Origin of the sequence: Aeromonas sp. 3P, from assembly GCF_051919745.1 — a bacterium.
GTDB classification, from domain to species: Bacteria; Pseudomonadota; Gammaproteobacteria; order Enterobacterales; family Aeromonadaceae; genus Aeromonas; species Aeromonas veronii.
Window position 1 is genome coordinate 1,608,641 of record NZ_JBQBED010000001.1, and the last position, 13,083, is coordinate 1,621,723.

Here is a 13,083-nt window from a genome sequence, read left to right on the forward strand (position 1 = left end):
AAAAGGTCGGGTCGTCACATACACATTTGGCGGAACGCCCCGCCAAAGAATGGGCACAGACTAGGCCTCTCATCCCCGGAAAACATAAAGACCAGCTAACGGATAAAAATATGAGGAAACTTTTTTCGCCGCCTCATTATTTTTGACAAAAACACTTTAAAAACAGCACCTTGACATCATGACACACCACCATCTTGATAAAACCTTGATATCCTTCCGCCCCATTTCTGCCCCTTGATAACCCCCTTATCTCGCCGTCTTGATATTTTTGACCAGATAAACCCGGGATAAAGCAGCTCCCATTACGCCCCCCTGCCCTTGCGGCCATTTGGAAGCCCTGCTGATCATCACCCTGAGTGGCCGCTCACCTCCTGCTTTCCCCTTCGCTCGGCTCATCACAATCCAAACTCAGAGGTAAAGCGCAACGGCGATAACCGGTAAGCAATGAGAAATGGGTCGAGACAGACAGCTTATCCCGCCGCCAACCATGAGCAGATGTCACAAGCTGCACACGGCGTGAAGCCGAACAAACGCGAGTGCAGCGAATGCCGCGTGCAAGGCAAAGGCAAGTGGGGATAGTGGGGATAGTGGGGATAGTGGGGATAGTGGGGAGCTGCGGGGGATAAATCGGGCCGCACCAGAGCGACTATCCCCGGTGGCAAACAAGCAGGATTGAGACAAGCAGAAACCGCACAGGCCGCCCGAAGGCAGCCTGTGGATGAGGTCGGCAACCGCACCGACCCAGGGAGAACCAAAACTGCGATGTTAGAAGAGCTTCACCTTGCTCTGGCCCAGCGCATTGAACAGGGCTGGGGTGAGGCTCTCCATATTGCTGTAGAAACCGAGCTGCTGGCAGAGCAGATAGGTCTGCTCGGTCGCCTCCATCAGAAAGGCCTGACTGTAGGCATCCCCCGCCGCCTCGGGGCGGCCATCCAGCTCCGCCAGCTTGCCCTGCAGTATGTAATAGAGCACCGAGCGGCCGCGACTCGCCGCCTTCTCCAGCAGATAGTTGGCCTGCTGTTGCTGCCCGTTGAGGATCGCCTGCAGGGTCAACGCCTCCCACACCCGAGCAGGGAGAGCGCCGCTGTTTTGCACCACGCTGGCGAGATGAGTGCCAATCCCCTGCAGCCGCTCGCTCTCGGATTTACCCGCCAGGGTGGCCAGCGCCTCGCCCGCCAGATAGCGCTCCGCCAGCAGCAGCGGCTGATCCGGATGGGCAATCAGCGCCTGCTCCAGCAGATCGATGCCGCGCTTGAGGGCGACCGGATCCCGGCTGTTGATGTAGTACTGCGCCTCCATCATCGCCATCAGGGAGGCATCATCGGTCGGCCAGCCCATCCCCGGCTCGGCATCGGGCTGGTCGAGGGCGCGCAGCAGATCCTGGCTGCTCGCCTGCAACACGCCGTGCACACTGTGGCGACTGAGCTGGTACTGATGGCTGAACAGCACCCGGTTGGTGTTGATATTGCGATACTCCAGATCGAGATAGGTGCCGCGCGGCTGGCGGGTGACCCGCACACTCAGCTCCTTGCCGGGCATGATGCCCCCCATCAGAGTGGTGGCACCGTACTGCACCCGCAGCGGCGTAGCCACGGCCACCTCCCCCATCAGGGCGCGGGTAATGCCGTCGGCGAGGCGCACGTTCTCGTTGTTGTCATCCATGCCGGAGTGAAAGCGGAACACCAGCAGATTGGGATCCAGCATGGCATGCACCTGGGGGCTGGTGTGCTGGTAGCTGAGCATGCTGACAATGGCGATCAGCACGATGGCAACGAAGATATCGAAACTCACCATCTTCCAGCGGCTGCGAGCATCCTTGGCATGGGTGGAGATGGCGCGGGTCAGGGGCCCGGCGGGAAAAGGGGCGACATTGGGCTGTGCATCATCATCATCCTGCTCAGCCGCGGGCGGGCTCAGATCGGAGAGCGTCGGGTTGCCTGAGAGAGCGGTATTGACCGCGGGCGCGGGCTGCTCGTCCGCCATCACCACGGAAACCACCTGTAGTGGCCGCACCGGTGCCACCAACTTGTAGCCGCGCTTGGGCACGGTAACGATATAGTCGGTCGCATCGGTGCGACCATCTTTGAGGATCTTGCGCAGTTCGAAGATGGACTGAGTCACCACCTGATCGGTCACCTCGGCGCCATCCCACACCTCGTTGATCAGGGCATCGCGGCCAAACACGGTGCCGGCATTGTGGGCCAGAAACCGCAACAGATTGACCAGTCTGGGTTCGAGGTAGACCTCGCGGTCGGGGCGACACAACATGTTGTCGTCAACGCTCAGGGTCCAGTCGTGGATCTCAAAAACCGATTCGCTCATGATTCACTCGCTGCAGATGGTGACAATGCACGATGAGAGAGACGCAAAACCCGGGCTGACTGAACGGAACAAGGCGCTATCACCACAGGTGACAGATAAAAAGAGAACCGAAGCAATCACATCTCTGAGAGTCAGTCTGGCCAGGCCATCCTGTTTACGTCTGAAGGGCATCCTTGCGGGCATTCCGACCACCGGGATCGGAAGGGATCACTTTAAGCAAAACGGGAGCTGGATCCCACTTTTTTTGGCTATAAATCGCCGTTGAGTTGATCCGACACCGCACTTTTCGGCAAATAGCGTGCCAACTAGTATTCATATGAACATCCCATATGCCGTAATCAAAAAGCCCTGAACATCAGGGCTTTCTCATTTCTTCGACCATCGGGGAGACGTTACTTCGCTACCGGGAGCGCATCCTGCTGACGACTGCGGCGCAGATGACGCCGCCACAACGAGAAGCCGCCGTAGCCAAGACTCAGCACCACCGCATAGAACACCTGAGTGGCGAGCGCCGCCAGCACCAGGGCGCAGAGCAGCACGCTTATCCCCGCCAGCCCCTTGCCCACCCCGCCGAGCAGGCGCCAGCCCGCCGCCATGCAGAGCAGGTAGACCAGCACGAAGTTGCCGTTGGCGTAGCGGATCAGCTCATCGAGCGGCAGTCGCAGCCAGATGATAAGGGTGATGCAGAGCAGACAGATAGCGAGCACCAGACCGAGCGCCCGCAGCGGCGCGCCGCGCGCGGTGAGCACGGCCAGCGAGGGGGGCAACTTGCCTTCCCGCGCCATGCTCCAGATCAGCCGGGCAAAGCCCTGAATGTAGATATTGATGCTGGCAAAGCAGGAGAGGTAGCCGAGCACCGCCACCAGCCACTTGGCGGTGGGGCCAAACAGCAGCGCCAGCAGGGAGGGGATGGCGGTGGCGTTTTTCGCCTCATCGCCGTAGAGGCCATATTTGAGCACCACCAGCGAGTGTACCCAGTAGATGAGCCCCGCCAGCAGTACACCGCCGAGCAGGGCGATGGGGTAGTCCCGCTCCGGCCGCTTGAACTCCTCCCCCATATGAGCAAAGGCTTCCAGCCCGACGAAACACCAGAACATCACCGCCAGCGCAGTGGCCATAGGGGGCCACTCATCCGCGCTCGGCAGCGGCCGGGCCGCATCGCGCCAGCTCACCTCCCCCTTGAACCAGATAAGCAGGGTGAGCCCCAAAATGGCCAGCGCGATCAGCAACTGCAGGTTGCAGGAGGAGCGCGCCCCGCGCAGCCCCAGCAGAAAGACCCCGAGCAGGGTCAGCAGCTGGATGGCCCAGAGGGTCCACTCCCCCATCTCGAACATGGCGTGCCAGAAGCCGGCGGCAATCATCAGGGCGGCAGGCAGGCCCACCGGCAGCACAGCCAGAAACAGGAAGGCGGAGAAGCGCTCGGCGCCGTTGCCAAAGGCGAGGCCAATCAGGTGCGGCGCACCGCCCGCATGGGGATAGCGACGGCCGAGGCGAGCGAAGGTAAAGGCGATGGGCAGCACCAGCGCAATCAGCAGCAACCATGCCCAGAGCGAGGCCCCACCCGCCAGCGAGGCGGCAGTCGCCGGTACCACGAAGATCCCGGTGCCGAGCAGCGAGGTGGCGAGCAGCCCCATCCCCTGCCAGAGCCCGAGATCCTTTTTCAACCCAGACATATCCTTTTGTCCCGACTAGAAAAACATCCCGCCATGTTAGGCCTGCTCCGCCCCTTTGTTAAGCACGATGGTTAAGCGCGGCAGCGAGAATATGCAGCCTTTTATTCGGGCTCGGGCCCAGCTTGCAGGGACTCGGCCAGAAAATCCCCCAGCAGGGTGATTTTGAGCACCTGCCGCCGCGCCGCCGGATAGATGAAGTAGAGGGTCTTGGCCGGGCTCTGATAGCGACCAAGCAGCGGCAGCAGACGCCCCGCAGCGATATGCTCACGCACCTGTTCGGCGGGCTGCAAGGTGATGCCAGCCCCCGAGAGCGCAGCCGTCAACAAGGCTGGCCAGTGATTGATGCGCAGGCGCGAGGCTACCCGCACCTCCTCGCTCTGACCATCGCCCCCGACAAACTGCCAGCGCTCGTGCTCCCCCCAGTTGCCGTGCAGGCACTGGTGGCGAGCGAGATCGGCCGGATGACGGGGTACTCCGTGGCGATTGAGGTAGTCGGGGGCCGCGCAGAGACGGTAGTGCTGGGTCAGCAGCGGACGGGCAATGAATGCCTCATCCTGCGGGCGCAGGGTGCGAATGGCGGCATCGAATCCCTCCTCCACCAGATCGACCCAGCGCGGAGTGAGCTGCAGATCCAGATCCAGCTTGGGGTAGCGGTCGAGAAAAGCGGGCAGCAGCGGCACCAGCCGGTGGTGGCCAAAGCTGAGGGGAGCGGCGATGCGCAGCCGTCCGGCCGGCTCGGCCAGCAGGTTCTGGGTGAGCGACTCGGTCAGTGCCAGCTCCTCCAGTACCCGCTGGCAGCGAGCGAGAAAAAGCTGGCCCAGCTCTGTCAGGGTCTGCTGGCGGGTGGTCTTGTGAAACAGCTTGCCCCCCAGCCACTGCTCCAGTCCCAGCACATGCTTGCCCACCATCTGGGCGCTGATCCCCTCTTCGCTCGCCACCGCGCTGTAGGAGCCGAGATCCACCACCCGGATGAAGATACGCATGCTGGTCAATCGGTCCACAACCCCTCCTTTTTTCCCGTTTCAAGGCCGTTTGGCCCGCGACCAGGGCCCTGATTCACAACCAAAAGTTTAGTAAGAAATGGATTTTAGCCAATTTATTCAACCTTTAGTTACCAATACAGTGATGCCATCCCTCCCCCACAGGATAAATTCCCATGAAAAGCACCTATCTGGCCGCCCTGCTGGTCGGTCTACTGGCGAGCGGCGCCAGTCAGGCTGCCGAGAGCAGCTTTATCAGCAACCACGACCATGCCCCTGCCTCAGCAACTCAAGCCCGGCCCGATATCTTTCGGGTCAGCCTGCTCGGCACCGGCACTCCGGTGCCCCAGATCAGCCGGGGCGGCTACAGCACTCTGGTCGAGGCGGGCAACCAGAAGCTGGTGTTCGATTTTGGCCGCAACTCCGCCACTCGCCTGTGGCAGCTGCATATCCCCATCGGCCGGGTCAACGCCTTCTTCCTCACCCACTTTCACTCCGACCACACCAACGGGCTGGCGGATCTCTGGCTGACCGGCTGGCTGCAACCGGCCTATGGCCAGCGCCACGCGCCGATGGAACTCTACGGCCCCAAAGGCACCACAGCTCTCGCCCGTGGCTTGCAGCAGGCCTACGCCACCGACATCGCCACCCGGGTCAAGGATGAGGGAACGCCGCTGGACGGGGTGGAGATCAACAGCCACGAGGTCACCGCCGGGGTGATCTACAACCAGGACGGGGTCAAGGTAACCGCCTTTGACAACGACCACGGGGTCAACATCAAGCCGTCATTCGGCTATCGCATCGACTATCACGGCCACAGCGTGGTGCTCTCCGGCGATACCCGCTACACCCCCGAAGTGGTGAAGCAGGCCAAAGGGGCCGACCTGCTGGTGCACTGCGTCTCCATGACCTCTGCCGAACAGATGAAGGCCAACCCCGGCTACAAGGCGATCGCCGGTCACCTCGCCTCCCCCGAGCAGGCGGCCCGGGTAATGAACGAAGCCAAACCGGCGCTGACCGTGTTCAGCCATATCGGCCTCAACGGCAAGATCAGGGTCAAAGATCTGGCGCAGGATCTGCGCGCCCGCTACACGGGCCCCTTCGTCATCGGCAACGACCTGATGCAGATTGATCTGCCCACCACGGCCTCCGGCAAGGGCTATGCCCTCTGGCAGTCGGAGAATATCGACAATAAATAGATGGCACGGATGCCGGTCAGCCATGGCCGGCATCCGCAATCGACACCGGGGGCTATCTTTAAGGGGTGTTTGACCACAAGGAGTTATCTCTATGAGCCTGAAATGGAAGCACCTCGCCCTGGCCACTCTTCCCTTGTTCGGCATGTCGGCCGCTCAGGCGGCAGTGTTGACCAGCCTTGAATGGCCCCCTTACACCAGCGCCAGCCTCCCTGAGCAGGGCAAGAGCAGTCAGGTGGTGACCGCAGCCTTTGCCCTGGCTGGCGACCCGCTGACCATCAAGTTCTATCCCTGGCAACGGGCCGTGGACGAGGCGACCAACAACCCCGAGGTACTGGGTTATTTCCCCGAGTATCTCGACCCCAAGAGCAGCTGCCTCTTCTCCGACCCCATAGGTAACGGCCCTCTCGGCTTTGCCCAGCGAGCCGATCAGCCGGTCACCTGGCAGACCCTTGATGACCTCAAGGGCAAGAAAATTGGTGTCGTCACCGGCTATGTGAATACCACCGAGTTTGACGAAAAGGTGGCCAGCAAGGCGCTCTCGGCCGACGCCACCAGCTCGGACAGCCAAAACCTGCTGAAACTGGGCAATGGTCGGCTCGATCTGGCGGTTATCGACCAGAATGTGATGACCTATCTGCTGGAAAGCGATCCCCAGCTCAAGGACGTTGCCGCCAACCTCGGCTTCAACGGCAAGATCCTCGAGGACAAATCCCTCCACGTCTGCTTTACCAACTCCGCCAAGGGGAAAGAGGCGCGGGACAAATTCAACAAGGCGCTGGCCAGTGACGAGGTGAAGAAGCTGATGAAGTAGCGATACCGCATCCGCTCGCCGCCCCAAAAAGCCATAAAAAAGCCGCCTCTTGCGAGGCGGCTTCTTCATTCAACTTGGTAACCGGAGTTATCAGGCAATCAGCTTGTAGATGATACCGGACATGGCGATCAGGCCGATGATGGTCACGAAGCCGTTGCTGATGTTGCCAGCGTATTTGCGCATGGCCGGAACCTTGGTGATGGCGTACATCGGCATCAGGAACAGCAGCATTGCGATGATCGGGCCGCCCAGGTCTTCAATCATGCCGAGGATGCTCGGGTTGATGGTGGCGATGGCCCAGGTGGTCAGGATCATGAACACGGCAGTGACTTTGTTCAGTTGCTTGGTGTCAACGTTCTTGCCCTTCTCGCGCAGCGCCTTGGCCATCAGGCCGTTCATGCCTTCTTGCGCACCCAGGTAGTGACCCAGGAAGGATTTGCTGATGGCAACCATGGCGATCAGCGGAGCCACAGTACCGATAACCGGGTTATCGAAGTGGTTGGCCAGGTAGGACAGGATGGAGATGTTCTGTTCTTTGGCAGCAGCCAAGTCAGCCGGGGAGAGGCTCAGTACGCAGCTGAATACGAAGAACATAACGGTCATCACCATCATGACGTGGGCGCCCAGCAGGATGTTGCTGCACTTCTTCTCGGCACCTTCACCGTAACGACCTTTGTTGTCCACCGCGAAGGAGGAGATGATCGGGGAGTGGTTGAAGGAGAACACCATTACCGGGATAGCCAGCCACAGGGTCTTGATGAAGTCACCGTTGAAGGCGTCGGACAGGGCCGGAGCTTCAGTGATGATGGCACCGTTCCAGTGCGGGATCAGGTAGAACGCCAGACCCATCAGGGTGAGTACGAACGGGAATACCAGCACGCTCATCGCTTTGACGATAACCTGGCCGCCCAGACGAACAACCGCCATCAAACCGAGGATCAGGGCCAGTGACAGAACGGCACGGGGAGGTGCAGACATGCCCAGCTGGTGAACAATCACGCTCTCGACGGTGTTGGTGATGGCGACTGAATACATCAGCACGATCGGGTAGATGGCAAAGAAGTAGAGCAGGGTGATGAATTTGCCTGCGGTCTTGCCGAAGTGCTCTTCTACTACTTCAGTGATGTCGCCATCACGGGTAGAGCCGGACAGCACGAAGCGGGTCAGACCACGGTGAGCAAAGAAAGTCAGCGGCAGCGCCAGGATCAACATGGCAACCAGCGGCCACAGGCCACCTACACCGGCGTTGATTGGCAGGAAGAGCACACCGGCACCGATCGCGGTACCGTACAGACCCAGCATCCAGACCACATCGGCCTTGTTGACGCCGCGGGAGGTGTTGCTGGCTAAACGACCATCAGCTGCAATATTCATGTCAGACATACGTTGTTCCTGTCATCTAGGAAAATGGGATTCTTGTTTGGTCGGGCCTTGGCCCGGTTCCATCTCCCTGGAACGCCTGCTGTCCATCCTTGATATTAACCTCTCGCCCCCCGGCAACCTGGCCATCACTCCTTGTGACAACAGGATTGCAACAAACAACAGTGCGAGATTTTGACCCTGAGGGTCGGCGCCCGTCTCACTTAACAACCGATTAACGTGCGCCACTCTTGATGGGCTGACTTTAATTAAATGCCCTTATTAATCACAGCGTTTTTTTGAATTAATCAACCAAAGTTTGATTTTGGTCGCCTTTCGGGCGACCAAGATCACACTCAAAGCGCCTTATTGTGAGTTTTTTTTAACAATTCAACTTAGTTTCACTGGAATCAATGGCCTGCGAGCAGCTACATATTTGCAACAAGCCACCCGTTTAGCGCGGATTGTATGCAGCATGGCCTTGGCGTACCCTTGTGACTCACGCCTTTTTGTTGATTGATGATGACCATTACCCGTACCGATCTCGCCGAACTGGCGGTGTTTGCCGCCGTCGCCCGTCACCGCAGTTTCAGCAAGGCCGCCCTCGAACTCGGGGTCTCCGCTTCCGCCCTCAGCCATAGCCTGAAGGGGCTGGAAGCCCGTCTGGGGGTGCGGCTGCTCAACCGCAGCACCCGCGCCGTGGTACCGACCGAAGCGGGCCAGCGGCTGCTCAAGCAGCTGCTCCCCACCCTCAATACTCTTGAAGAGGCGCTTTGCGAGCTGGCCCGCAACAGCGATGAACCGGTGGGAAGGCTCAAGCTCTGCGCCCCCCGCGGCGCCATCGACAGCCTGCTGGCACCAGTGCTGATCGACTATCTGGCCCGTTATCCGCGGATGCAGGTGGAGGTAGTGGAGCAGGAGCTGATGCCCCGGCTGATTGAAGATGGTTACGATGCCGCGCTCTTTTATGGCGATCTGCTGCCCAAGGAGATGATCGGCATCCCCCTCGGCCCGCCCCAGCGTTATCTGGTGGTGGGCTCCCCGACCTATCTGGCGGAGCACGGTACGCCGGAACACCCAAGCGAGCTGAGCCGCCACGCCTGCATCGGATATCGCCTCACCCCGCACCACCACTATCGCTGGGCCTTTGCCGCCCATGGCACCATGCTGGAGATCGAAGTGACCGGGCCGCTCACTACCAGCACCCCAGCCCTCTATCTGGGCGCCGCCGAGGCGGGGCTGGGGCTCGCCTACTGTCTGGAAGAGGAGGTGAGCCAAAAAGTCGCGGAAGGGAAACTGCTCACCGTGCTGGAGCCCTGGTGCCCCACCTTTGCCGGTTTCTACCTCTTCTATCCCAGTCGGCATCAGCTGGGCAGCGGGCTGCGCATCCTGATCGACATGCTCAAGGCGCACTACCAAAACCCCGGATTAGTGAGTAATACTCAGCAATTCATCAAGTGAAACCCTTATTATCACCAAATAAGTATTAATCTAGACTAGCTGTTCGATAATCGAACTCCCCGAGAGAACAGATATGTCTGCCTATTTAACACTGCGGCAACGGGCCATGACCCGTCGCTTCTGGGCTTACGCCCTCCCCTCCATTCTTGCCATGCTGGTCTCGGGGGCCTACTACCTCATCGACGGCATCTTCGTCGGCCACTATGTCGGTGCCGCTGGCCTCGCCGGGATCAACTTGGTCTATCCGGTCATCATGGTGCTGATTGGTCTGGCTGCCATGATCAGCATGGGGGCCGCCACCGCCATCTCCTTCCAGCAAGGGGCGAAAAACGACACGCTGGCCCGTCAGGCGCTGGTCAACGCCCTCTGGCTGCTGGCCGGACTCGGGGGCGTTGCACCGATGCTGCTCTATTACACCCACACCGATATCCTGCTGGGGCTGGGAATAGAACAGGGCACCGAGACCTGGAAACAGGCGAGTGACTACCTCACCTGGATTGGCGGCGGTACCCTGCTACTGGCCAGCAATCTGGCGGTCCCCTATCTGCTGCGCAACGATGGCCGCCCGAAACTGGCCATGGTGCTGGTGAGCAGCGGCGCCGTGCTCAACATCATCCTCAACTACATCATGGTGGGTCGGCTGGGGCTGGGATTGATCGGGACCGCGCAAGCCACCCTGATGGCAGAGGGTGCGGTGAGCCTGATCGGCCTTGGCTACTTCTTTACCCCCTGGGCGCGGCTGCGCCTCAGCTGGCGGGATCTGGTGCCCAACCTCCCCGCCATGCCGCACCTGCTCTTTACCGGCCTGCCGAGCCTGATTGCCCAGTTCAACCTCGGCCTGCTGCTGATGCTGCACAACAGCCAGCTGATGGTGTATGGCAATGTGAAGGATCTGGCGGGCTTTACCGTGGCCGGTTACACCGAGGCGGTCTTTATCGTCATTCTGCAGGGGCTCGCCTTCGGCATTCAGCCGCTGATCAGCAAGGCGGCGGGGGCCAAGCGCCACCGCAACCTCAAGTACCTGATGGAGATGGGGCTCAAGTTCACCTTTATCTACGGCATGCTGGTGTGGCTCACCATCCAGCTGCTGCCGGGACAGGTCGCCATGCTCTATACCGGCGACAAGGATCCCGAACTGCTGGCCGCCGCCATCAGCAGCCTGACCCTCAACCTCGGCGCTATTCCGCTGGAGGGGATCATCATGTTCGGCATAGTGCTGCTGCAATCCATGGCACGTACCGTCAGGCGCTGGTCATCTCCATCGCCAAAACCGTGTTGCTGCTGCCGCTCATCTTCCTGCTGCCGCAACTGTGGGGCCGTGATGGGGTGCTGATGGCCCAGCCCGCCACCGTGCTGCTGCTCACCCTGCCGCTCTGCTGGCTGCTGTGGCGCGAGTGGCTGCGCCTGAAGATGGCCTGCGCGCCAAAAGCCAAACAGCGCCCACAACCGGCCCGCGCACGCGCCGCCGTCCAGCTGGCCCGTTAAGGCCACCCATCCCGCAAAACAATAAAAAACCGGCATCCATTGATGCCGGTTTTTGCTATATGGGCGGGTCTGCCTGCCCTTACACAAGGATTCAGGCCAGCACCGCTGCCCACACTATGCCAATACTTCTGGCCTGAGCTGGGCCATCAGCCCCGGGTTGTCGGAGTAATCCACCGGGATCGCCACCACAGCAGGCCCCTCCACCGCCAGCGCGGCCCGCAGGGTGGCACGCAGCTCGTCGGCCGAGCGCACCGCAAACCCGGCCGCCCCGAACGATTCGGCATAGCGTTTGAAGTCGATGGGACCAAAAGAGACGCCTGAGGTGCGGCAATACTTCTGCTGCTCCTGCATCGCGACCATGTTGTAGCCGTTATCGACCCAGATGATGTGAACGATATTGCTCTTGAGCCGCACCGCCGTCTCCAGCTCCATGCTCGACTGCATGAAGCTGCCATCCCCCGATACCGAGATTACCTTCTCCCCCGGCCGCACCAGCGCCGCACCGATGGCCCACGGCAGTGCCACCCCCATGGTCTGCTGACCATTGGAGATCAGCACCTGACGGGCGCGGAAGCTGTAGAGGTAGCGGGCAATCCAGATATGGAAGCTGCCCATGTCGACGCAGAGGGTCATGTCGTCGCGCACCAGATCCTGCAGCTCGCGCACGATACGCAAGGGGTGAACCGGATTGCCGTGCAGATCATCGGCCCGCATCGCCAGTCGCAGTCGCTGCTGGCGTACCCCTTGCAGCAGCCGATCCACCTCGGGGGGGCGGATTTTCGGATTGCCCATGATGCGGGTCAGCTGCAACAGGTTGGCGCGGATCGACCCCACCAGCTCGGCGGTCGGGCAGTAGCTGCTGTCGATATCGGCAGGCAGCACGTCGATATGGAGGATGCGCCGCTCCCGGTCGCCATTCCACAGCACGGGGTCGTACTCGATGGGGCTGTAGCCGATGCAGATCACCAGATCGGCCCCTGCCAGCAGCTGATCTCCCGGCTGGTTGTTAAACAGCCCCACCCGTCCGGCAAAGTCATCGAAGTGGCAGCTGTCCACCACCCCGGCAGCCTGATAGGTACCGGTCACCGGCAGCCGCGCCTTGTCGAGGAAGGCGCGCACTGCCTCGGCATTCTCCGGCCGACTGGCCATCAGGCCGAGCAGCACCACCGGATTCTGGGCGTTGCGCAGCAGGGTCAATGCCTGCTCCATATTCTGCTCATCGGCGCAGCCCGGCTCAGGCACCTCACGGGGCACCAGCACATTGCCCTGCACCGGCTTGTTGATGATGTCCATCGGCAGACTGACAAACGCCGCCCCCGGCCGCCCCAGCTCGGCAGCGCGAAAGGCGTTGGCCATCACTTCGGAGATCGCCGCCCCGCTGTTGACCTGAGCACTGAACTTGGTGACCGGACGACAGAGATTGACCGTATCCATGCTCTGATGAGTGAGCTTGAGGCCATCGGCACGGCGCACCGCACCGCCCAGCGCCACCATCGGGTCCCCCTCCGAGGTGGCGGTCGCCAACCCGGTAATGAGGTTGGAGCAACCGGGGCCCGAGGTGACCAGCGCCACCCCCGCCTTGCCGGTGAGACGCCCCACGGCGGCAGCCATAAAGGCGGCGTTCGCCTCGTGGCGCACCACTATGGTCTCGATGGGGGAGTCCTCCAGCGCATCGAACACCCGGTCAATCTTGGCGCCGGGGATCCCGAACACCTGCTTGACCCCTTGCGCCTCCAGATGACGAACCACCAGCTCGGCACCGCACTTCCACTGTCTGTTTTCCATGATATTGC

General features: G+C 60.9%; 8 protein-coding genes and 1 pseudogene. 4 read left to right on the forward strand and 5 right to left on the reverse strand.

Going from position 1 to position 13,083, the window contains the following annotated elements; genetic code table 11:
• Nucleotides 1-765: 765 nt before the first annotated feature.
• The 3 genes from cadC to ACTG19_RS07155 form a co-directional block, all read right to left on the reverse strand.
• On the reverse strand, nt 766-2,322 hold the full coding sequence (cadC, locus tag ACTG19_RS07145) for a lysine decarboxylation/transport transcriptional activator CadC (protein WP_201989758.1): 1,557 nt from the start codon (nt 2,320-2,322) through the stop codon (nt 766-768).
• Nucleotides 2,323-2,714: 392 nt separating this feature from the next.
• Entirely contained in the window at nt 2,715-3,995 is a 1,281-nt protein-coding gene (gene yjeH / locus ACTG19_RS07150; protein WP_439988923.1) for an L-methionine/branched-chain amino acid transporter, read from the reverse strand.
• A 101-nt stretch (nt 3,996-4,096) separates the two neighbouring features.
• Nucleotides 4,097-4,996: a LysR family transcriptional regulator gene (locus tag ACTG19_RS07155; RefSeq protein WP_439988924.1), complete on the reverse strand. Its 900-nt coding sequence runs from the start codon at nt 4,994-4,996 to the stop codon at nt 4,097-4,099.
• Between the two features lie 155 nt (nt 4,997-5,151).
• Between ACTG19_RS07155 and ACTG19_RS07160 the strand changes: the two genes are divergently transcribed.
• Both ACTG19_RS07160 and ACTG19_RS07165 read left to right on the forward strand, forming a co-directional pair.
• Nucleotides 5,152-6,174, forward strand: a complete 1,023-nt coding sequence (locus ACTG19_RS07160; protein WP_439988925.1) for an MBL fold metallo-hydrolase — start codon at nt 5,152-5,154, stop codon at nt 6,172-6,174.
• Between the two features lie 91 nt (nt 6,175-6,265).
• On the forward strand, nt 6,266-6,985 hold the full coding sequence (locus ACTG19_RS07165) for a substrate-binding periplasmic protein (protein ID WP_088869933.1): 720 nt from the start codon (nt 6,266-6,268) through the stop codon (nt 6,983-6,985).
• Between the two features lie 90 nt (nt 6,986-7,075).
• Here ACTG19_RS07165 and ACTG19_RS07170 read toward each other — a convergent pair whose 3' ends face one another.
• Nucleotides 7,076-8,368 (reverse strand): HAAAP family serine/threonine permease, encoded by a 1,293-nt coding sequence (locus ACTG19_RS07170; protein WP_005338498.1) that lies wholly within the window; start codon nt 8,366-8,368, stop codon nt 7,076-7,078.
• 498 nt (nt 8,369-8,866) lie between these two features.
• Here ACTG19_RS07170 and ACTG19_RS07175 point away from each other — a divergent pair, with 498 nt between their 5' ends.
• Both ACTG19_RS07175 and ACTG19_RS07180 read left to right on the forward strand, forming a co-directional pair.
• Nucleotides 8,867-9,805 carry a LysR family transcriptional regulator gene (locus ACTG19_RS07175; RefSeq protein WP_113738963.1) on the forward strand — a complete coding sequence of 313 codons (939 nt, stop codon included), beginning with the start codon at nt 8,867-8,869 and terminating at the stop codon, nt 9,803-9,805.
• Between the two features lie 73 nt (nt 9,806-9,878).
• Nucleotides 9,879-11,290: pseudogene (locus ACTG19_RS07180) on the forward strand (MATE family efflux transporter).
• A gap of 114 nt (nt 11,291-11,404) precedes the next feature.
• Here ACTG19_RS07180 and alsS read toward each other — a convergent pair.
• Nucleotides 11,405-13,075 (reverse strand): acetolactate synthase AlsS, encoded by a 1,671-nt coding sequence (gene alsS, locus ACTG19_RS07185; protein ID WP_005338504.1) that lies wholly within the window; start codon nt 13,073-13,075, stop codon nt 11,405-11,407.
• Between the last annotated feature and the right edge of the window lie 8 nt (nt 13,076-13,083).

Bases quoted from the DNA above. Each gene is read 5' to 3' on its own strand.
- cadC (WP_201989758.1), bottom strand. From the start codon at position 2,322: ATGAGCGAATCGGTTTTTGAGATCCACGACTGGACCCTGAGCGTTGAC.
- yjeH (WP_439988923.1), bottom strand. From the start codon at position 3,995: ATGTCTGGGTTGAAAAAGGATCTCGGGCTCTGGCAGGGGATGGGGCTG.
- ACTG19_RS07175 (WP_113738963.1), top strand. From the start codon at position 8,867: ATGACCATTACCCGTACCGATCTCGCCGAACTGGCGGTGTTTGCCGCC.
- ACTG19_RS07170 (WP_005338498.1), bottom strand. From the start codon at position 8,368: ATGTCTGACATGAATATTGCAGCTGATGGTCGTTTAGCCAGCAACACC.
- alsS (WP_005338504.1), bottom strand. From the start codon at position 13,075: ATGGAAAACAGACAGTGGAAGTGCGGTGCCGAGCTGGTGGTTCGTCAT.
- ACTG19_RS07165 (WP_088869933.1), top strand. From the start codon at position 6,266: ATGAGCCTGAAATGGAAGCACCTCGCCCTGGCCACTCTTCCCTTGTTC.
- ACTG19_RS07160 (WP_439988925.1), top strand. From the start codon at position 5,152: ATGAAAAGCACCTATCTGGCCGCCCTGCTGGTCGGTCTACTGGCGAGC.